Source organism: Streptomyces sp. NPDC059816, from assembly GCF_042732055.1.
GTDB lineage: Bacteria > Actinomycetota > Actinomycetes > Streptomycetales > Streptomycetaceae > Streptomyces.
In genome coordinates this window covers 88,213-107,675 of the sequence record NZ_JBHWIQ010000011.1, presented here as the reverse complement: position 1 = coordinate 107,675, position 19,463 = coordinate 88,213, and the positions used below count along the sequence as shown (strand labels likewise).

Here is a 19,463-nt window from a genome sequence, read left to right as displayed (position 1 = left end):
CGGGAAATCCGCTGGTCAGCCGGTTCGTTCGGGGCCTAGGATGGTCTGTCCCTTGCCTGCCGCGGTCACCGCTCGCCGGGACCGCCCGACCCGCGCCGTCGTCCGTCCCCCCACCGGCGCAGCGACGATGGACTCCCAAACACCTCAGACGCCTCACGGGCCCCAGGACACCGATGCGCTCCCGAGCGCGCAGCCCTCCCCCGAGCCCCTTCCACCAGCGTCGGCAGCCGCGACCTCGACGGGGCCGAAGGACCGCGCACCGGAGCCGGGCGACACGGGCGAGGCGCCACCGCCGGCGCAGGCCCCCCACACCTTCCAGGTGGACCTGCGGGGCCTGGTGGACCTCCTCTCCCACCACCTCTACTCCAGCCCCAAGGTCTATCTGCGCGAACTGCTCCAGAACGCGGTCGACGCCATCACCGCGCGCCGCGCGGAACAGCCCGACGCACCGGCCCTGGTGCGGCTGGCCGTCGAAGAGGGCGGGACCGGCCGCGGCAGGACCCTGCGCATCGAGGACTCCGGGATCGGGCTGACCGAGTCGGACGTCCACTCCCTGTTGGCCACCATCGGCCGCAGCTCCAAGCGGTCCGGCCGTCCGGGCTCCCCGGGCCCGGTGGACCCGTCGGTCCCGGCGGACGCCGTGACGGGTCTCGAATCGGCGCGCTCGGAGTTCCTCGGACAGTTCGGGATCGGTCTGCTCGCCTGCTTCGTGGTCGCCGAACGCATCCGGGTGGTGAGCCGTTCGGCGCGCCACCTCGGGGCGCCCCCCGTGGAGTGGACGGCGCGCGACGACGGCTCGTACACCGTGCGCGCCCTGCCGGACGACGCGCGCACCGAACCGGGCACCACGGTGTACCTCCAGGCGCGCGCCGGCTCGCAGGAGTGGCTCGACGAGGAGCGGGTCCTCAGCCTGGCGCGGGACTTCGGTGCGCTGCTCCCCTACGACGTCCGGGTCGGGGAGCGCCCCGTGACGGACCTGCCGGCGCCGTGGGAGCGACGCCACCCGAGCCCGGGCGCACGGCGCGTGGCGCTGGCCCGGCACTGTCACGAGACGTTCGGGTTCAGTCCGCTGGACGCCATCGACCTGGACGTGCCGCTCGCCGGCATCCGGGGCGTCGCGTACGTGCTGCCGCAGGCGGTGAGCCCCGCCCAGCGCGCCGGCCACCGGGTGCACCTCAAGGGCATGCTGCTGACCGACCGGGCCGAACAGCTGCTGCCGGACTGGGCGTTCTTCGTGCGCTGCGTCCTCGACACGGACAGCCTGCGGCCCACCGCGTCGCGCGAGGCGCTGTACGAGGACGAGACGCTGGCCGCGGTCCGGGAGGCGCTCGGCGAACGCATCCGCAGTTGGCTGTCCGAACTCGCGGCGGGCGACCCGGACCGGCTGTCGGCCTTCGTCTCGGTGCACCACCTGGGCGTCAAGTCGCTGGCCCGGCACGACCGGGACATGCTGCGCACGATGCTGCCGTGGCTGCCCTTCGAGACCACCGACGGACGGCTGTCGTTGGAGGAATTCGCCCGGCGCCACCGGGTGGTCCACTTCACCCGCACGGTGGAGGAGTTCCGCCAGGTCGCGCCCATCGCGTCGGCGCAGGGCATCGGCGTCGTCAACGGCGGCTACACGTACGACACGGAACTGGTGGAGGCGCTGCCCTCGGTCCGCCCGGACACCTCGGTGGCGGAACTCGACGGGGAGACGGTGACCGCGCACCTCGACACCGTCGACCCCGCCGATGAACTGGCGCTCGGCGCCTTCCTGGCCGCCGCGCGCGCCCGGCTCGACCCGCTGGGCTGCGACGTGGCGCTGCGCGCCTTCCACCCGGTGTCCGTGCCCGCGCTGCACCTCGACGACCGGCGGGCCCGCCACGAACAGGCCCGCGCCGATGCCGAGGAGCAGGCCGACGACCTGTGGGCGGGCATCCTGGGCTCGCTGCGCGGCAGCGCCCCCCGGGCCCGGCTGGTGCTCAACCACCGCAATGCCCTGATCCGCCGGATCAGCGCCCTGCGCGATCCCGACCTGATCGGCACCGCGACCGAGTCGCTGTACGGGCAGGCCCTGCTGATGGCGCAGCGCCCGCTGCGGCCCGGCGACTCCGCGCTGCTGAACAGGGCGTTCCTCGGCCTGCTGGAGTGGGCCACCCACACCGAGCACGGGGAGCAGAACCGATGACGGCGCCCGACCCTGACGCGGACACCGCCCCCGCGATGGACCTGGCCGCGCTGCGGGCCGCGATCGCCGAGAACGACGCCCGGCCGGAGGGTCCCGCCCGCAACGCGCGCGCGGAGGCCCTGCTCGTGGAGGCGGAGAAGCTGGGCCTGCCGCTCGCGGTGATCGAGGCCCTGGGGCACCAGTTGCAGGTGTACTGCTACAGCTCCGAGAAGGACCGGATGTTCGTGCCCTTCGCGCGGCTGCTGCGCATGTGGGACGAGCGCCCCGAGGACTTCGACGCGTACGAGACCCACTCGCTGCACTGGGCGTTCAAGTGGATGTCCTCGGGCATGCTCGACCAACCGCACGTCCCGCTCGACTCGATCGAGCAGTGGCTGGGCGAGATGGAGCACCGCTACCGGGTGGCGGGGTTCTCGGAGCGGGCGGTGCGGGCCGGCGAACACAGCGTCGCCCTGCACATCGGCGACCTGGAGCGGGCCGAACGCGCCCACCGCGCCTGGCGGGCCGCCGACCGGGACCGGATGAGCGACTGTCACGCCTGCGAACTCCACGACCAGGCGTGGTTCAAGGCGTACCGGCGTCAGGACGCCCAGGCCCTGGAGTTGTGGCGGCCGGTGCTGGACGGCGAGTACACCTGTGCCCACGAGCCGCACGCCTCGCTGGCGGCGAGCCTGATGTCGTTGGTGCGCCTCGGCCGCCTCGACGAGGCCCGGGCGAACCACCTGCGGGGGCTGCGGTTGGTGCGCGAGACGGAGAGCATGCGCGAGGCGTACGCGCAGCACGTGGAGTTCTGCACGCTGACCGGCAACGAGGCGCGGGCCCTGGAGCTGTTGGCCGAACGTCCCGCGTACTTCACCGACAGCGGGCACCCGAGGAGCCAGCTGGGCTTCCTCGGGGTGGTGGCCCAGCTGATGGGGCGCCTGACCGAGTTGGGGCTGGGCGACCAGCCGGTGCCCGGACCGGCCGGGCGGGGCTGGACGGCGCGGGAACTCGCCGGCCACGCCCGGGCCCAGGCCCTGGCGATCGGTGCGCGGTTCGACGCGCGCAACCGCACCGCCCACATCGGTGACGAGTTGCGCGAGCGGATGGCCCGGCGGCCCCTGGTGGCCCGGCTGCCGCTCGGGGTGCGCGCCGGGCGGCTGCCCCCGGTGACCGCGCCGCACTCCGGGCCGGACCCGACGACCGCCCGGGTGCCGGGCGCCGGTGGCACCGACCGGGGAGCAACGCTGGACGAGCTGTTGGCCGAGGCCAGGCAGCGCACCCGGGACCGGCACCCGACCGCCCAGGACGCCTGGGCCGCGGTGGCCGAGGTCGCCGGGGCGCAGGGCGTGGTCCTCCCCGACCGGGACCGTGCGGAGATCGCCGACCACGCGGCGATGGGCGGCGGGGACCCCGCGCTGTTCGAGCGGGCGGCCGAGCTGTACGAGGCGGCCGGCGCCCCCGACGAGGCGGTTCAGGCCCGGGCGCGCGGGGTCTACACCCGGGCGCTGCGGGCGGCCGGTGCCGCGCCGGACGGGTCGGCCGAGGACCTCGCGGAGCCCACCCGGCGGGCGGTCGCCCGGTACGAGGAGTCCGGGGCGGGCGCCCGGCACGCGGCGTCGATGCTGCTGTACCAGGCGCGGACCCTGTTGGTCGCCGTCGGCCGCGAGGAGCAGCGGGCGGCCGACCCGGACGCGGCGCCCCCGCCCGCCGCCGGGGACCCGGCGGCGGCCGAACGGGCCGCCCGCAACGCCGCGCAACGCCTCCTGGAGCTGGCCGAACGCCATCCGGACGACCCCCGGTTGGTGTCACGCGCCGCCGCCGCCCGGGCGATGCTCGGCGAGCTCGCCGCGCACCGGGGCGACGCCGAGGCGGCCGTGGACCTCTTCACCGGTGCCTGGCAGGGGTACGTCGCCGCCGGCACCCCCTGGTTCGCGGCGGAGCCGGCGTCCCGGCTCGCCGCGCTCGCCCGGCACCTGGACGATCTGGACCTCGCCCACCGGGCGGCGCGCGCCGCCCTCGAACACGGGGGGTCGCTGCTGCCGCCGGTGCACCAGGCGCAGCTGCACCTCCAGCTCGCCGAGGGCCTGGCCAGGTCGGGGGACCTGCCGGGGGCGTGCGAGCACGCGTTGGAGGCCGCCCACTGGGCCGACGAGTCCGGTGCGGGGCCGGCCCTCGGTGCCTGGGCGCGGCACCAGCTCGGCGGGCTGCTGCTCCAGCTCGGGCGGTACGCCGAGGCCGCCGAGGTCCTGGAGGCCGCGCTCCTGGACCTGACCGAGGAGGCCCACGGGGACGGCACCCTGGTGCAGACCCGGTGGTGGCTGGGCGACTGCCTGCGGGAGTTGGGCAACCACCGGGACGCCGCCGAACAGTGGCTGCTCGCCGCCGAGACCGCCCGGACCTGGCCCGAGCAGCGGGACCACGCGATGCTCGCCCACATGGCCGCGGAGTCCCTGGGGCACGCGGGCCTGGCGGCCGAGGCGGACCGGGCGTACGAGCGGGCCGGTGAGCTGTGGCGTCCGCTCGGCAATCCGCACGGGTTGGTCCGTTCGCTGCGTTCGCGGGCGTGGCTGATGGTGGACGAGGACGCGGGGCACCTCGCCGGGGCCGGGCTCGACGAGGCGCGGGAGTTGATGGAGACGGCCCTGTCGGAGTGCGAACGGGCCCTCACCGCCGCCCGGAACGCCGCTCCCGAGGAGGTCGGCGAGGGGGCCCGGGAACGGCTGGTCTCCGAATCGGCGCAGACCCGGCGGCAGTTCGGCGAGCTGCTGGTCCGCTCGCAGGACGGCGCCCCGGAGGGCGATCCCGCGGTCCGTGCGGCGTACGAGGAGGCCCTGGACCACGTGGCGCGCGCGGTGGACGACTACGCCTCGTTGGGGCCCGCGGCGCTGGACAGCCGGACGGCGGCGGAACTGCACGCCGGCTGGCTGCTCTCGTACCTGGGGCGCCGCGACCGGGCCGAGGCGCGGGCCCGTTCGGTGCTCCTCGCCCACCGGGGCTCCTCGGACGAGACCGGGAGCGCCCGTACGGCCGCCGCCGAGGAGTTGTTGGCGCACCTGGCCGGGCGGGACTGAGCGGGGCCGGTGGCCCCGGGGCTACTCGACGCCGATGAGCAGCAGCGCGGAGTGCCGCCCGCCCCGGTAGACGACCGTGTCGACCGCGAGGTGGGCTTCGCGCACATGGCGTTCCAGCAGTTCCGCGACGCCGTCCGGCGCGTCCTCGCCGAGCACCAGGGTGACCAGCTCGCCGCCCGCCGCGAGCATCCGGTCCAGGACGGTGACGGCGGTGTGCGCGAGGACGTCGCCGGGGACCGCGCCGCTGGGCCCCGTGGGGTCGTCGTCGGGTGTCTCCCCGATGACCGCCACGTCGCCGTCGATCAGTCCGAGCACATCACCGGCCTGGCAGATGCCCGCCATGGTCCAGGACTGCCGTTCCGCGACGGCGAGCTCCCCGTACCGGGTGGCACCGGCGGCGGAGGTCATCGCCACCACGTCCTCGTCGAAGCGGCGGTCCGGTTCGTGGACGGCGAGCGCCGCGATGCCCTGGACGGCGGACCGGGTGGGGATCAGGGCGACCCGCACCCCGTCGGCTCGGGCCTGTTCGGCGGCTGCGGCGGCGGTGTGCCGCAGCCCGGCGTCGTTCGGCAGCAGCACCACCTCGCGGGCGTGGGCCCGGCGGATCACCTGGGCCAGTTCGCCGCTGGCCGGGGGCTCCCCGGGGCGGGCCAGCACGGGTACGGCCCCGGCCCCGGCGTACAGCTCGGCCAGGCCCTCGCCGGGGACGACGGCCACGACCGCCCGCTGCACCGGTTCGACGGCCTCCCGGGCGTCGCCCGGGCGGGCGGTGTGCGCGTCCCCGGCGCCGAAGTGGGTGATGCGGATGCGGTGCGGGCGTCCCGCCTCGACCCCGGCCTCCACGGCGGCCCCCGCGTCGTCCACGTGCACGTGGACGTTCCACAGCCCGTCGCCGCCGACGACCACCAGGGAGTCCCCGAGGGCGTCGAGCCGGGCGCGCAGCCGCTCCACGGCCGCGTCGGTGGCCTCCAGCAGGTAGATCACCTCGTACGCCGGCCCGCCCGCCGCCGCGTCCCGGTGCTCCTCGCAGTCGCCTTCGGCGGCCGGTGGCCGGGGTTCGCGGGCGGTCCGCGCGCGGCCCCCGGCGACGGTCGGCGGGCGCTCACCCGTCAGTGCCTCCACCAGGGCGCCCAGAACGGCGACCAGGCCCCGTCCGCCGGCGTCCACGACGCCCGCCCGTCCCAGGACCGCCAGTTGCCCGGGGGTGGCTTCCAGGGCCGTCACGGCGCCCCGGTAGGCAGCCCTGACCACGGCTGAGCAATCGCCGTCGACGTCGGCCGCCGCGTCGGCCGCCGCCGTCGCCACGGTCAGGACGGTGCCCTCCACGGGGTGCGCCACCGCCTCGTACGCCGACTCCGCGGCCCGGCGCAGCGCCCGCCGCAGCCGTTCGGCGGCTGCTGCGTCCCCGGCTTCGGATGCTGCGGCTTCTTCGGATGCTTCGGATGCTTCGGATGCTTCGGCGGCGAGCACCTGGGCCATGCCGCGCAGCAGCTGGGCGAGGATCGTGCCCGAGTTGCCGCGCGCCCCGATGAGCGCCCCGTGCGCCATCGCGCGCATCACTTCGGAGGGTGCCGGAAGCTGCGGCTCGTGCCCGGCGAACACCGCTTCCACGGCCTGGGCGGCGGATTCCAGCGTCAGGTAGAGGTTGGTCCCGGTGTCGCCGTCGGCCACCGGGTAGACGTTGATCGCGTCGATCTCCTCGCGGGCCCTGCCCAGCGCCTCCAGGGACCGTGCGCACCAGGCACGCACCGTGACGGAGTCGAGGATCTGGGGCACCTGCTGGCCTTCCTTCGGGCATCCGGACTGCGAGGCAGCGTAGCGCCCGGCCCCGGTCCGCGGACCGGGTGGGAAGAGCACCCGCAGCGGCAGGTGGGGAGGTCTCCGGGTGGAGCGTGGTAGTTTCGTTCTACCGAAGCAGCCGTAGTATGCTGCTCCGGTTGCCCGATCCACATCGGGCCTTTCCCCTGGCAACGCCACCCGATCACTGCACTGGTCCCGGCATGCCGGGTTCAACCGTAAGTGCATCTGAAGTCTTTGGAGTGACCCGTGGCTGCCAACTGCGACGTCTGCGGCAAGGGGCCGGGCTTCGGCAACAACATCTCCCACTCGCACCGCCGTACGCCCCGTCGCTGGAACCCCAACATCCAGCGCGTGCGTGCCGTGGTCGGTCGGACGCCGAAGCGGCTCAACGTCTGCACCTCGTGCATCAAGGCCGGCAAGGTCTCGCGCTGACGTATAGCTTTTAGCGCGGCCACTTGCTGGTTGCTGAGAAGCCGGTCCACCCTCGGGTGGGCCGGCTTCTTCGTGTCCCGGAGGAGCCGGGTCAGTGCTGCGTGACGTTCCGTGTGCACCAGGCGTGGTCCACCGGCCCGATGCCCGAACCGAGGGCGAACCCGGCGGCTATCGCCCCGGTCACGTACTCCTTGGCCGCCGTCACGGCGACCGGCACGGGGTCCCCGTGGGCGAGCCGGGCGGCGATCGCGCTGGCGAGGGTGCAGCCCGTGCCGTGGGTGTGCCGGTTGTCGAGGCGGGGCGCGCGCAGCCAGTGCTCCTCGGCGCCGTCCGTGAGCAGGTCCACGGCGTCCCCGGCGAGGTGCCCGCCCTTGATGAGCGCCCAGCGCGGTCCGAACCCGAGCACGGCATCGGCCGCCCGACGCATCCCGTCCTCGGAGCGCACCGTGATCCCCGTGAGTTGGGTCACCTCGTCCAGGTTGGGCGTGGCCACGGTCGCCGTCGGCAGGAGTTCTCGGCGCACGGCGTCCAGCGCGGAGGCCGCGAGCAGTGCGTCGCCGTGTTTGGAGACCCCGACCGGGTCGACGACCACGGGTGCCTCGGTGGCCGTGAGCAGGGCCGAGACCGTCTCCACCAGTTCCGCGGAGGCCAGCATGCCGGTCTTCACGGCCTGCACCCCGATGTCGTCCACCACACTGCGGTACTGGGCGCGGACGGCTGCCACCGGCAGTTCCCAGGCGCCCTGGACGCCGCGCGAGTTCTGGGCGGTGACCGCGGTCAGCACGCTCATCCCGTGGGTGCCGAGGGTCAGCAGCGTCTTCAGGTCGGCCTGGATGCCGGCTCCGCCGCCCGAGTCCGATCCGGCGACGGTGAGCACCCGGGGCGGCGCGGCGCGGGGCGGCGGCGCGGGAGTCGGGGACGGCGGGGGCTGGGGTGTCATGGAGGTCGTCCGTTCTCGGTGCGGTCGGGGCGCGGGACAGTGGCGGGGCTTCTTGACCAATCTCCTATAAGGTCACGGTCGCCCGTCCGGTCGCGTGCGAGGCGGCTCCTCCGAGCGGATCGACAAATCCCCAACAAGACAGTCGAGACGTCGGTCAGTCCGTGAGTCAGACCCGTCGGAGAAGCCACGTCACATCCTCACTGTCAGTCCTCGATGTCGCCGAAGTGGTCCCAGCCGCTGGCCCGGGTCCAGGGCGCCCCGTCCACGGTGACCTGCGGCAGCGCGGAGGGGTGCAGCACCTCGCCGATGACCCGCCAGCGTGCGGGCAGCTTCACGTCCGGCGGGAAGGTCGCCACGATCGCGTGGTCCTCGCCCCCGGTGAGCACCCACAGCAGCGGGTCGATGCCGACGGCGGTCGCGATGTCGTTCATCTGGGAGGGCACGTCGACCGCACCGGAGCGGACGTCGATGCGGACCTTGCTGGACTCGGCGATGTGTCCGAGGTCGGCGATCAGTCCGTCGCTGACGTCGGTCATGGCGGTCGCGCCGAGCCCGGCGGCGGCCGGACCCGCGTGGTAGGGCGGCTCCGGTCGGCGGTGGGCCTCCACGAAGGCGCGCGGCGAGCGGAAGCCGCGGGAGAGGACCGCGTGCCCGGCGGCGGACCAGCCCAGCCAGCCCGTCACGGCGACCACGTCACCGGGCTGGGCGCCGGACCGGGTCACCGGCTCGTGGTTGCGCAGATCGCCGAGCGCGGTGATCGACAGGGTGATCGTCTCCCCGCGGACGACGTCCCCGCCGACCACGGCGGCGCCCGCGACCTGGCACTCGTCGCGCAGTCCGTCCATCAGCTCGGTCGGCCAGGTCACCGGCAGTTCGGCGGGGACCACCAGGCCGAGCAGCAGCGCGGTCGGCACGGCGCCCATCGCGGCGATGTCCGCGAGGTTCTGGGCGGCGGCCTTGCGGCCCACGTCGTACGCGGTGGACCAGTCGCGGCGGAAGTGGCGGCCCTCCAGCAGGACGTCGGTGCTGGCGACGACCCGCCGGTCCGGGGCGGTCACCACCGCGGCGTCGTCCCCGGGCCCCAGCCGTACCGCCGGGGTGGTGGTGAGCCGGGCGGTCAGTTCCCTGATGAGCCCGAACTCCCCCAGCTCGCCCACGGTGCCCTTCATCCTCGTCCTGCCCCTTCCGCGCCGGTGCGACCGACCGGTCCGACGGCCGCCCCCGCACGCGCGGGTGTCGTGGGCCCTGCCGGCACGGTCGGCGCTGTGCTGGTGATGGGTGCGTTGCGCGGGGTCGGCGAGGCCGTCAACCCGTACCGCGCGTGCACCCCGTGCGCGCCACGGCGTCCGCGGGTCTCCCCGCGGCGCACGGCAACGCGATAACGTGGCGTCTCTTCTCCCCACATGATCCTCGTGGCCGCCCTGGAGGTTCCGTGGTACAGGCGTACATCCTGATCCAGACGGAGGTCGGCAAGGCGTCGACCGTCGCTGAGACCATCAGCAAGATCCCGGGGGTGATCCAGGCCGAGGACGTGACCGGACCGTACGACGTGATCGTGCGCGCCCAGGCCGACACCGTCGATGCACTGGGCCGCATGGTGGTCGCCAAGGTCCAGCAAGTGGACGGCATCACCCGCACCCTGACCTGCCCGGTCGTCCATCTGTAGTCCCCGTCTACCCTTGGCCGGTGAGCTCTCCCCGTCGCCGGCGCCGTCTGTTCGGGCCGTCCGCCCTCGCCCTGTTGTGTGCCGTCGCCGGTTGTTCCCCGGCGGGCGGTTCGGTGACGGCGGCGGTCCCTTCCCCCGCCGACTCGGCCGACCTGCTGTGCCGGAACCTGCACGGGGCGCTGCCGGAACGGGTGGACGGGCTCGACCGGGGTGACCCGACGCCCGCGTCCGAGTTGACCGCGGCCTGGGGCGATCCGGCGATCATACTGCGCTGCGGGGTGCCCCGACCCGCGAAGATGAACGATCCGAAGGCCGACAGCGTCGAGGTGAACGGCGTCGGTTGGCTGATGGAACCGCAGGGCGACGGCACGTTCCGGTTCACCACCGCGCTGCGCCGCGCGTACGTCGAGGTGACCCTGCCCGGGTCCCGCAAGGATCGCGGGCTGGCCCCGCTGACCGATCTCGCGGAGCCCGTCATCGCCGAGGTCCCCGAGGGCATAGCGGACTGAGGTGACGGCCCCGCCGGCTGGCGGTGTCCCGACGCCCGGGGCGGCGGGACGGCTCCGCTAGCGCAGTCCGGTGGACCGCCGGAGCGCGGCCTGCACCAGTCGGTCCACCAGTTCCGGATAGGAGACCCCGCTGGCCTCCCACATCCGCGGGTACATGGAGATGGGCGTGAAGCCGGGCATCGTGTTGATCTCGTTGATCACGAAGCTCCCGTCCTCGGTGAGGAAGAAGTCCGCGCGGACGAGTCCCTCGCAGCCCACGGCCTCGAACGCGGCGACGGCCAACCGCTGGATCTCGGCGGTCTCCTCGATGCTCAGCGGAGCGGGCACGATCCCGGCGGCGGAGTCGATGTACTTCGCCTCGAAGTCGTAGAAGTCGTGGGACTGCACGGGCGGGATCTCGGCGGGCAGGCTGGCCCGCGGCCCGTCCTCGAACTCCAGCACCCCGCACTCGATCTCCCGGCCCCGCAGCAGCGACTCGACCAGGAACTTGGGGTCGTGGCGCCGGGCCTCCTCGATCGCCTCGTCCAGGCCCTCGAAGGAGTCGACCTTGGTGATGCCCATCGAGGAACCGGCGCGGGCGGGCTTGATGAACAGCGGCCAGCCGTGCTCGCCGGCGAACGCGGCGATCCGCTGCCGGGCGCCCTGTTCGTCCCGCTCCCACTCGCGGGGCCGGACGACCAGGTACGGCCCGACCGGCAACCCGAAGGAGACGAAGACGCGCTTCATGTACTCCTTGTCCTGGCCGACGGCCGAGGCGAGCACACCGGAGCCCACGTACGGCGTCCCGGACAGTTCCAGGAGCCCCTGGAGGGTGCCGTCCTCACCGTACGGGCCGTGCAGGACGGGGAAGACCACGTCCACGTCGCCGAGGGCCTTGGGCACGGCGCCGGGTTCGTGGTAGACGGCCTCGCGGCTCGACGGGTCGACCGGGAGCACGACGGTGCCCTCGGGCGATTCGGCCAACTGGTCCACGTTCGGGACCGTGCGGTCGGTGATCGCCATCCGGTCGGGCTCGTCCGCGGTGAGCGCCCAGCGCCCGTCCCGGGTGATGCCGATGGGCAGCACGTCGTACTTGTCGCGGTCGATGGCGCGCATGACGGCGCCCGCCGTGACGACGGAGATGCCGTGCTCGGAACTGCGACCGCCGAACACGACGGCCACGCGCGGCTTGCGGAGCCTGAAGCTCTGGGGTGAGGTCTCGCTGCTCATAACGGACTGAGCGTACCCGCTGCCCCGTCGTGGGTCAGCGCCCGCGGGGCCGTGTGCCGCCCGGCGTCCGTCCGGCCGCCGGGGCGCAGGTCAGCGGCGTTCGGGTTTGGCGCTGCGGGACATGAGTTCCTTCAGGGCGACGACCGGCGGCTTCCCCTCGTGGACGATGTCGACGACCGTCTCGGTGATGGGCATGTCGACGCCGTGCCGGCGGGCCAGATCCAGCACGGACTCACAGGACTTGACGCCCTCGGCGGTCTGCTTGGTGACGGCGATGGTCTCCTGGAGGGTCATGCCCTTGCCCAGGTTGGTGCCGAAGGTGTGGTTGCGGGAGAGCGGCGAGGAGCAGGTGGCCACCAGGTCCCCGAGCCCGGCGAGACCGGAGAAGGTGAGCGGGTCGGCGCCCATGGCGAGGCCGAGTCGGGTGGTCTCCGCCAGCCCCCGGGTGATGAGGGAGCCCTTGGCGTTGTCCCCGAGGCCCATGCCGTCGGCGATGCCGACCGCGAGGCCGATCACGTTCTTGACCGCACCGCCCAGCTCGCAGCCGACCACGTCGGTGTTGGTGTACGGGCGGAAGTACGCGGTGTGGCACGCGGCCTGGAGGCGCTGGGCGACGGCCTCGTCGGCGCAGGCGACGACGGCGGCGGCGGGCATCCGGGCCGCGATCTCCCGCGCCAGGTTGGGGCCGGTGACGACGGCGACCCGCTCCGCGCCGACTCCCGCCACGTCCTCGATGACCTCGCTCATCCGCATCGCGGAGCCGAGTTCGACGCCCTTCATCAGGGACACCAGGACCGTGCCGGGCGCCAGCAGGGGCCGCCAGGCGGCGAGGTTGCCGCGCAGGGTCTGCGAGGGGACCGCGAGGACGGTGAGGTCGGCGCCGGCCGCCGCCTCGGCCGGGTCGGTGGTGGCCCGCAGGTTCGCGGGCAGTTCGACGCCGGGGAGGTAGTCCGGGTTGGTGCGGGTGGAGTTGACGGCGTCGGCGAGTGCGCCGCGGCGGGCCCACAGGGTGACGTCACAGCCGGCGTCGGCGAGCACCATGCCGAAGGCCGTGCCCCAGGAACCGGTGCCGAAGACGGCCGCCTTCACGGTGCTGGTCACTTGCCGTCCTCCACGTCGTTCTCGTGCTGTCCGGCCCGTGAGGGCCGTTCGTTCGGTTCGCTGCGCCCGGCCGTGGTCCGGCTGCGCTGTTGGACCCGTGCCCGGCGCGGGTCGTAGGGGGTGTCCGGTGCCTTCTCGCCGCGCAACTGCTCCAGCTGGGCCGTGATGGCGGCCATGATGACCTCCGTGGCCTCCTTGAGCAGTTCGGGCGTCGGCTCCTCGCCGTAGAACCGGGACAGGTCCACGGGCGGCCCGGCGAGCACCCGGTGGGTCTTGCGGGGCCACAGGTGCGGCTTCTTCGCGTACGGCGGCAACAGCAGGTTCGCGCCCCACTGGGCGACCGGGATCACCGGGCAGCGGGTGCTCAGGGCGACCCGGGCGGCGCCCGTCTTGCCGCTCATGGGCCACTGGTCGGGATCGCGGGTGAGGGTGCCCTCGGGGTAGAAGGCGACGCACTCACCGCGCTCCACGGCGTCGATGGCGGCCCGGAACGCGCTGAGCGCGTCCGTGCTCTCGCGGTAGACGGGGATCTGCCCGGTACCGCGCATCGCGGCCCCGACGAACCCCTTGCGGAAGAGGCTGTGCTTGGCAAGGAAACGCGGCACCCGTCCGGAGTTGTACTGGAAATGACCATAAGCGACCGGGTCCACGTGGGAATTGTGGTTCACCACCGTGATGAATCCGCCCGAAGTCGGGATGTTCTCCATTCCGCGCCAGTCCCGCTTGAACAGCACCACCAACGGCGGTTTGCACAGGACCGCCGCGAGGCGGTACCAGAAGCCGACTTTTCGGCGGGACACGCGGACACCTTCCCTCTAGCTTCACCCGGCCCCGGTCCGGACCTGGTCAGGCGCCCAAGTGTGGCTCCGAGCCGCCTCTCTGTCGAGCACACGGTACGCCCGGGACCGCGCGCCTCCCGCCCCGGCGACACGGGTGAGCGGGGCCCCCTGACCGACGGAAGGGGTGGGGCGCGGGTGACAATGGGAGCGATGTGTGGGGACGGAGCGCGCGTGCAGTGGACCTTGATCGTCCCGCTGAAGCCCTTGGCACAGGCCAAGAGCAGACTCTCGGACACGGCATCGGACACGGTTCGTCCCGGTCTGGTCCTCGCCTTCGCCCAGGACACCGTGGCCGCGGCGCTGGCCAGCCGGGCGGTACGGGATGTGGTGGTCGTCACGGACGACGCGCTGGCGGACCGGGAGCTGACGCGCCTGGGGGCCCGGATCGTCCCGGACGCGGTCCGGGGCGGCGGGCTGAACGCCGCACTGGCGCACGGAGCCGCTACGGTGCGCCGCGGCCGGCCCGGAGCCCCCCTCGCCACGCTGAACGCCGATCTCCCCGCATTGCGGCCCGAGGAATTGACCCGGGTTCTCGACCGGGCCGCACAATTCCCGCGCGCATTCGTGCCGGATGCCTCGGGAATCGGTACGACCCTGCTGACGGCATTGCCCGGCACGGAATTGCGCCCCCTCTTCGGCGGGGCGTCGCGCGCCCGGCACCGGGCCTCGGACGCGGTGGAGATCCTGCTCCCGGACACCGATTCGGTGCGCCAGGACGTCGACACCGGTCGAGACCTGTGGACCGCCCTGGCGCTGGGCGTCGGCCCGCACACCCGGCGGGCGGCGCCACGGCCCCCCGCCGCGGACGGGCAGAGCACCCGGCCAGCGGTCTGCCGGCAACCGCGCCGTTAGGCTTTCCCCCATGCAAGCCACCGCTTACACGTACGACCCGGACTCCCGCAGCGGCAGCGTCCTCCTGGACGACGGGACTCCGGTCCCGTTCGACGGCCCGGCGTTCGACGCGGGGGGTCTGCGCCTCCTGAGGCCGGGCCAGCGCGTGCGGATCGAGGTCACCGGCGACGGGAACGACCGGCGCGTCACGCTGGTGACCCTCCAGACGTTCTAGCGCCGGCCCTGACGCCCTCCTCCGGCCCGTCCGGCCCGGAAGTCCCCCCGGCCCCTTTGACACGCGTCAGCGCCCGCTCACGCGCGCCGGCGGGGTCCGGGACAGCCCGCGGGCCGGACTCCCCGGGGGGAGTCCGGCCCGGCGCGTGAGTGACCGTTGCGGCCCCGTCCTACCGCTTGCGGGCGGTGGTCTTCTTGGCCGTGGTCTTGCGCGCGGTCGACTTCTTGGCCGGTGCCTTCTTGGCCACCGCCTTCTTCGCCGGAGCGGTCTTCTTCGCCGCGGCCGTGGTCTTCTTCGCCGCGGCCGTGGTCTTCTTGGCCGCCGTGCTCTTCGTCGCGGTCGCCTTCTTGGCGGCGGCCGTGGTCTTGCGGGCCGTGGCCGTGGTCTTCTTGGCCGTGGCGGTCGTCTTCCTGGCGGCCGTGGTCTTCTTCGCCGCGGCCGTGGTCTTGCGAGCCGTGGTCTTCTTGGCAGCGGCCTTCTTGGTCGCGGCCTTGGCGGTGGTCTTGGTGCCGCCGGACAGGCTGCCCTTGGGAGCCTTCTTGACGGAGACCTCGCCGCCCTTGGGGAGCTTCTTCGAGCCGCTCACCAGGTCCTTGAAGCCCTGACCCGCACGGAAGCGGGGCACCGAGGTCTTCTTGACCCTGACCCGCTCCCCCGTCTGCGGGTTGCGGGCGTAGCGGGCCGGCCGCTCGACCTTCTCGAACGAGCCGAAACCGGTGACCGAGACCCGGTCACCCGCGACGACCGCCCGCACGATGGCATCGAGTACGGCGTCCACGGCGTCAGCGGCCTGCTGACGGCCACCGACCTTGTCGGCAATGGCTTCTACGAGCTGCGCCTTGTTCACGTCTTCCCCTTCGGAAACATTGCTCGAACGAATCTGTTCAAGACTTTTTCGCACGTTAGGCAGATATATACCGCAAATCAAACACGAAACGGGCTAATCACCCTTGTGCCGCAACGAAATCGACCGCTGCCTGCTCGGTCGACCCGCATCGCGACCCGATGCCGGTGCCACTCAGCCCTCTTCAGGGAAACGACCCTCGTCGAGGTCCACACTCAATCGCTCCAGACGCCTTGCCGCATCGGCGAGATCGTGCTTGGCCACGGCCGTGATGACCAGCAGCTTCCGGGTCAGCGCCATCCGTACGCCCTCCGGGACTTGCAGTGCGCGCACCTTGGCGTGCGCCTCCTTCAATTGGTCCGCGACGACCCCGTAGAGCTGGAGTTGGTCATCGCGATCCATGCACCGATTGTGCCATCTAGGGCGAGTTGTCGCCCGCCCAGGGTGCAACTATGCAGCTCGGAGGGCATTTCGCGTCACCTTCAGGGTCTCATCCGCAAGGCAACTTTCGGCCTCTTGTGGCCCTGGACTGCGGCGAGTTGACGACCGGCGGAACGCCCCGCGGAGGGGTTGCGGGAGCGCACACGGATGTACCCCCAACCGTGGGACGGATGGGGGTACATCATCGGGATTCGAAGGGGGTCGCGGGCCTCGAAGGGCCTCGCGGGGGGCGCAGCGGCCCCCGGGCCGCCGGGGAGCGGGCGCCCCGGGGCCCCGGCGGCCGGTCCCGCGCGGGAATCCGCGGGGCCGACCGGACCGGGGCCGGGCGGTTCAGAGCGTCAGCGTGCGCGGCTTGTACGAGGGGCGGCGCGCCTCGTACGCGGCGATGTCCGGCTCGTTGGCCAGGGTGATGCTGATGTCGTCCAGGCCGTTCAGCAGCCGCCAGCGGGAGTTCTCGTCCAGCTCGAAGGCGGCCGTGACGCCCTCGGCGCGCACCTCGCGCGCTTCGAGGTCAACGGTGACGGGCGCCTGGGGGTCCGTCTCGGTCAGCTCCCAGAGCGCGTCCACGATCTTCTGGTCCAGAACTACCGTGAGCAGGCCGTTCTTGAGTGAGTTGCCCCGGAAGATGTCGGCGAAGCGGGAGGAGATGACCGCTTTGAAGCCGTAGTTCTGGAGCGCCCAGACGGCGTGCTCGCGGGAGGAGCCGGTGCCGAAGTCGGGGCCCGCGACCAGCACGGTGGCCCCCTCCCGCTCGGGGCGGTTGAGGATGAACTCGGGGTCCTTGCGCCACGCCTCGAAGAGCCCGTCCTCGAAGCCGTCGCGCGTGACCTTCTTCAGCCAGTGGGCGGGGATGATCTGGTCGGTGTCGACGTTGCTGCGGCGCAGCGGGACGGCCCGGCCGGTGTGGGTGGTGAAGGCTTCCATGGCTCTCAGACTCCTGCGGGGGTGGCGACGTCGGCTCCGGCCAGGTCGGCCGGTGAGGCCAGATGGCCGAGGACCGCGGTGGCGGCGGCGACCTGCGGGGACACCAGGTGGGTGCGCCCGCCCTTGCCCTGCCGTCCCTCGAAGTTGCGGTTGGAGGTGGAAGCGGAGCGCTCGCCGGGGGCGAGTTGGTCGGGGTTCATGCCCAGACACATGGAACAGCCCGCGTGCCGCCACTCGGCGCCGGCCTCCTTGAAGACCTTGTCCAGGCCCTCGTCGACCGCCTGGAGCCCGACCCTCACCGAGCCCGGGACGACCAGCATCCGTACGCCGTCGGCGACTTTGCGGCCCTGGACGATGTCGGCCGCGGCCCGCAGGTCCTCGATCCGACCGTTGGTGCAGGAACCTACGAAGACGGTGTCGACCTTGATGTCCCGCAGCTGCTGTCCGGCGGTCAACCCCATGTACTCCAGGGCCTTCTCGGCGGCGAGCCGCTCCGAAGCGTCCTCGTACGAAGCGGGGTCGGGGACGCTCGCGGACAACGGGGCGCCCTGGCCCGGGTTGGTGCCCCAGGTCACGAACGGCGACAGCGCGGCGGCCTCGATGACCACCTCGGCGTCGAAGACGGCGTCGTCGTCGGTGCGCAGGGTCTCCCAGTACGCGACGGCGGCGTCCCAGTCCGCGCCCTCGGGGGCGTGCGGGCGGCCCTTCAGGTACGCGAAGGTGGTCTCGTCGGGCGCGATCATGCCCGCGCGGGCACCGGCCTCGATGGACATGTTGCAGATGGTCATCCGGGCTTCCATCGAGAGCTTCTCGATGGCGGAACCGCGGTACTCCAGGACGTAGCCCTGGCCGCCGCCGGTGCCGATCCGGGCGATGATCGCGAGGATCAGGTCCTTCGCGGTGACGCCGTCGGGCAGTTCGCCGTCCACGGTGATGGCCATGGTCTTCGGGCGGGCCAGCGGCAGGGTCTGGGTGGCCAGCACGTGCTCCACCTGGGAGGTGCCGATGCCGAACGCCAGACCGCCGAAGGCCCCGTGCGTGGAGGTGTGCGAGTCGCCGCAGACGACGGTCATGCCGGGCTGCGTCAGCCCCAGCTGCGGGCCGACGACGTGGACGACGCCCTGCTCGACGTCACCGAGCGGGTGGAGCCGCACGCCGAACTCGGCGCAGTTCTTGCGCAGCGTCTCCAGCTGTGCGCGCGAGACCGGGTCCGCGATCGGCTTGTCGATGTCGAGGGTCGGGGTGTTGTGATCCTCGGTGGCGATGGTGAGGTCGAGCCTGCGCACCGGACGGCCGTTCTGCCGCAGGCCGTCGAACGCCTGCGGGCTGGTCACCTCGTGCAGCAGGTGCAGATCGATGAAGAGGAGGTCGGGCTCGCCCTCTGCGCGCCGGACGACGTGGTCGTCCCAGACCTTTTCCGCGAGTGTCCTACCCATCGCTTTCCCTCCGGTCGGCCGTCGTTGGTCGACCCAACTAGGTGTGTGAGCGTCGTCTCCGGTACCCCTCGTCCCGGACAGCGACCGCCTGCCCCGTCGGTCTGCGGGCGGCGTGTGACATACAGGGTGACAAGTTCCCTGGAGAATTGAACTTGCGTTTCACAGAGTGAGACGCGAATATCGTTGCATGGACAACTCTAGTGGTGTCGGCGTACTCGACAAGGCCGCTCTCGTGCTGAGCGCCCTGGAGTCCGGTCCGGCCACCCTCGCCGGGCTGGTCGCGGCGACCGGGCTCGCACGGCCCACGGCCCATCGTCTCGCGGTCGCCCTGGAGCACCACCGGATGGTGGCACGGGACATGCAGGGACGATTCATCCTGGGTCCGCGCCTGGCGGAGCTGGCCGCCGCGGCGGGCGAGGACCGCCTCCTGGCCACGGCCGGGCCCGTGCTCACCCACCTACGGGACGTCACGGGCGAGAGCGCCCAGCTCTACCGCCGCCAGGGCGACATGCGGATCTGCGTGGCCGCCGCCGAGCGGCTGTCCGGCCTGCGGGACACGGTGCCGGTGGGTTCCACGCTCACCATGAAGGCGGGCTCCTCGGCCCAGATCCTGATGGCCTGGGAGGAGCCGGAGCGACTGCACCGCGGCCTCCAGGGCGCCCGCTTCACGGCCACCGCGCTCTCGGGCGTGCGCCGTCGCGGCTGGGCCCAGTCCATCGGGGAGCGCGAGCCGGGCGTGGCCTCGGTCTCCGCTCCGGTGCGCGGACCGTCCAACCGCGTGGTCGCCGCCGTCTCGGTCTCCGGCCCCATCGAGCGGCTGACCCGACACCCGGGCCGGATGCACGCCCAGGCCGTCATCGACGCCGCGGGCCGCCTTTCGGAGGCCCTGCGCCGCACCGGCTGACCGGCCCGACCCGCACCACGGGGTCCGGGGGGGGCCGGGCACACCCACCCCCCCCCCCCCCCACACCGGCCCCCCCCCGGGGGGCTAGGGCACCGCGCGGAGGCGGGGCGCCCGCCACCCGGCCCCCCG

At 73.2% G+C, this 19,463-nt stretch carries 18 protein-coding genes; 8 read left to right on the top strand and 10 right to left on the bottom strand.

The window, feature by feature from the left end; translation table 11 throughout:
- Positions 1–319: 319 nt before the first annotated feature.
- Together ACFV88_RS16760 and ACFV88_RS16755 are read left to right on the top strand one after the other, a co-directional pair.
- On the top strand, positions 320–2,170 hold the full coding sequence (locus ACFV88_RS16760) for an HSP90 family protein (RefSeq protein ID WP_385491474.1): 1,851 nt from the start codon (positions 320–322) through the stop codon (positions 2,168–2,170).
- Positions 2,167–5,223, top strand: a complete 3,057-nt coding sequence (locus ACFV88_RS16755; RefSeq protein ID WP_385491472.1) for a tetratricopeptide repeat protein — start codon at positions 2,167–2,169, stop codon at positions 5,221–5,223. Before ACFV88_RS16760 ends, ACFV88_RS16755 begins: the two co-directional genes overlap by 4 nt.
- Before the next feature lie 21 nt (positions 5,224–5,244).
- Here the strand turns inward: ACFV88_RS16755 and ACFV88_RS16750 are convergent, their stop codons facing one another.
- Positions 5,245–6,999 carry a DAK2 domain-containing protein gene (locus ACFV88_RS16750; protein WP_385491469.1) on the bottom strand — a complete coding sequence of 585 codons (1,755 nt, stop codon included), beginning with the start codon at positions 6,997–6,999 and terminating at the stop codon, positions 5,245–5,247.
- Positions 7,000–7,269: 270 nt separating this feature from the next.
- Here ACFV88_RS16750 and rpmB point away from each other — a divergent pair, with 270 nt between their 5' ends.
- Positions 7,270–7,455 carry a 50S ribosomal protein L28 gene (gene rpmB / locus ACFV88_RS16745; RefSeq protein ID WP_015036441.1) on the top strand — a complete coding sequence of 62 codons (186 nt, stop codon included), beginning with the start codon at positions 7,270–7,272 and terminating at the stop codon, positions 7,453–7,455.
- A gap of 91 nt (positions 7,456–7,546) precedes the next feature.
- Here the strand turns inward: rpmB and thiD are convergent, their stop codons facing one another.
- Together thiD and ACFV88_RS16735 are read right to left on the bottom strand one after the other, a co-directional pair.
- Positions 7,547–8,395: a bifunctional hydroxymethylpyrimidine kinase/phosphomethylpyrimidine kinase gene (gene thiD / locus ACFV88_RS16740; RefSeq protein ID WP_385491467.1), complete on the bottom strand. Its 849-nt coding sequence runs from the start codon at positions 8,393–8,395 to the stop codon at positions 7,547–7,549.
- Between the two features lie 203 nt (positions 8,396–8,598).
- Entirely contained in the window at positions 8,599–9,564 is a 966-nt protein-coding gene (locus ACFV88_RS16735; RefSeq protein ID WP_385491464.1) for a thiamine-phosphate kinase, read from the bottom strand.
- A gap of 263 nt (positions 9,565–9,827) precedes the next feature.
- Between ACFV88_RS16735 and ACFV88_RS16730 the strand changes: the two genes are divergently transcribed.
- Positions 9,828–10,061: an Lrp/AsnC family transcriptional regulator gene (locus ACFV88_RS16730; protein WP_103548548.1), complete on the top strand. Its 234-nt coding sequence runs from the start codon at positions 9,828–9,830 to the stop codon at positions 10,059–10,061.
- A gap of 20 nt (positions 10,062–10,081) precedes the next feature.
- Positions 10,082–10,570: a DUF3515 domain-containing protein gene (locus tag ACFV88_RS16725; protein WP_385491462.1), complete on the top strand. Its 489-nt coding sequence runs from the start codon at positions 10,082–10,084 to the stop codon at positions 10,568–10,570.
- A gap of 57 nt (positions 10,571–10,627) precedes the next feature.
- Here the strand turns inward: ACFV88_RS16725 and ACFV88_RS16720 are convergent, their stop codons facing one another.
- The 3 genes from ACFV88_RS16720 to ACFV88_RS16710 form a co-directional block, all read right to left on the bottom strand.
- The gene (locus ACFV88_RS16720) at positions 10,628–11,779 is read right to left on the bottom strand and encodes a D-alanine--D-alanine ligase family protein (RefSeq protein ID WP_385491459.1); all 1,152 of its coding nucleotides are present in this window, start codon (positions 11,777–11,779) and stop codon (positions 10,628–10,630) included.
- A gap of 90 nt (positions 11,780–11,869) precedes the next feature.
- The gene (locus tag ACFV88_RS16715) at positions 11,870–12,880 is read right to left on the bottom strand and encodes an NAD(P)H-dependent glycerol-3-phosphate dehydrogenase (RefSeq protein WP_385491456.1); all 1,011 of its coding nucleotides are present in this window, start codon (positions 12,878–12,880) and stop codon (positions 11,870–11,872) included.
- Positions 12,877–13,680 carry a lysophospholipid acyltransferase family protein gene (locus tag ACFV88_RS16710; protein WP_385491453.1) on the bottom strand — a complete coding sequence of 268 codons (804 nt, stop codon included), beginning with the start codon at positions 13,678–13,680 and terminating at the stop codon, positions 12,877–12,879. Before ACFV88_RS16710 ends, ACFV88_RS16715 begins: the two co-directional genes overlap by 4 nt.
- A gap of 210 nt (positions 13,681–13,890) precedes the next feature.
- Here ACFV88_RS16710 and cofC point away from each other — a divergent pair, with 210 nt between their 5' ends.
- Both cofC and ACFV88_RS16700 read left to right on the top strand, forming a co-directional pair.
- Entirely contained in the window at positions 13,891–14,571 is a 681-nt protein-coding gene (cofC, locus tag ACFV88_RS16705; RefSeq protein ID WP_385491450.1) for a 2-phospho-L-lactate guanylyltransferase, read from the top strand.
- Between the two features lie 10 nt (positions 14,572–14,581).
- Positions 14,582–14,785: a hypothetical protein gene (locus ACFV88_RS16700; protein ID WP_385491448.1), complete on the top strand. Its 204-nt coding sequence runs from the start codon at positions 14,582–14,584 to the stop codon at positions 14,783–14,785.
- A gap of 169 nt (positions 14,786–14,954) precedes the next feature.
- Here ACFV88_RS16700 and ACFV88_RS16695 read toward each other — a convergent pair whose 3' ends face one another.
- From ACFV88_RS16695 to leuC, 4 genes are all read right to left on the bottom strand, one after another.
- Positions 14,955–15,632, bottom strand: coding sequence for an HU family DNA-binding protein (locus ACFV88_RS16695; protein WP_385491445.1), 678 nt, complete (start codon positions 15,630–15,632; stop codon positions 14,955–14,957).
- A gap of 171 nt (positions 15,633–15,803) precedes the next feature.
- Positions 15,804–16,031, bottom strand: coding sequence for a hypothetical protein (locus ACFV88_RS16690; protein ID WP_385491442.1), 228 nt, complete (start codon positions 16,029–16,031; stop codon positions 15,804–15,806).
- 369 nt (positions 16,032–16,400) lie between these two features.
- The gene (leuD, locus tag ACFV88_RS16685; protein WP_385491439.1) at positions 16,401–16,994 is read right to left on the bottom strand and encodes a 3-isopropylmalate dehydratase small subunit; all 594 of its coding nucleotides are present in this window, start codon (positions 16,992–16,994) and stop codon (positions 16,401–16,403) included.
- 5 nt (positions 16,995–16,999) lie between these two features.
- Positions 17,000–18,430, bottom strand: coding sequence for a 3-isopropylmalate dehydratase large subunit (gene leuC, locus ACFV88_RS16680; RefSeq protein ID WP_385491437.1), 1,431 nt, complete (start codon positions 18,428–18,430; stop codon positions 17,000–17,002).
- Between the two features lie 187 nt (positions 18,431–18,617).
- Here leuC and ndgR point away from each other — a divergent pair, with 187 nt between their 5' ends.
- Positions 18,618–19,334 carry an IclR family transcriptional regulator NdgR gene (gene ndgR / locus ACFV88_RS16675; protein ID WP_010984119.1) on the top strand — a complete coding sequence of 239 codons (717 nt, stop codon included), beginning with the start codon at positions 18,618–18,620 and terminating at the stop codon, positions 19,332–19,334.
- The last annotated feature ends 129 nt before the right edge of the window (positions 19,335–19,463 follow it).

What these genes read in the sequence shown, in the direction of transcription:
- ACFV88_RS16755 (WP_385491472.1), top strand. Translation starts at nt 2,167, where the DNA reads ATGACGGCGCCCGACCCTGACGCGGACACCGCCCCCGCGATGGACCTG.
- thiD (WP_385491467.1), bottom strand. Translation starts at nt 8,395, where the DNA reads ATGACACCCCAGCCCCCGCCGTCCCCGACTCCCGCGCCGCCGCCCCGC.
- ACFV88_RS16735 (WP_385491464.1), bottom strand. Translation starts at nt 9,564, where the DNA reads ATGAAGGGCACCGTGGGCGAGCTGGGGGAGTTCGGGCTCATCAGGGAA.
- ACFV88_RS16720 (WP_385491459.1), bottom strand. Translation starts at nt 11,779, where the DNA reads ATGAGCAGCGAGACCTCACCCCAGAGCTTCAGGCTCCGCAAGCCGCGC.
- ACFV88_RS16700 (WP_385491448.1), top strand. Translation starts at nt 14,582, where the DNA reads ATGCAAGCCACCGCTTACACGTACGACCCGGACTCCCGCAGCGGCAGC.
- ACFV88_RS16690 (WP_385491442.1), bottom strand. Translation starts at nt 16,031, where the DNA reads ATGGATCGCGATGACCAACTCCAGCTCTACGGGGTCGTCGCGGACCAA.
- leuD (WP_385491439.1), bottom strand. Translation starts at nt 16,994, where the DNA reads ATGGAAGCCTTCACCACCCACACCGGCCGGGCCGTCCCGCTGCGCCGC.
- leuC (WP_385491437.1), bottom strand. Translation starts at nt 18,430, where the DNA reads ATGGGTAGGACACTCGCGGAAAAGGTCTGGGACGACCACGTCGTCCGG.
- ndgR (WP_010984119.1), top strand. Translation starts at nt 18,618, where the DNA reads ATGGACAACTCTAGTGGTGTCGGCGTACTCGACAAGGCCGCTCTCGTG.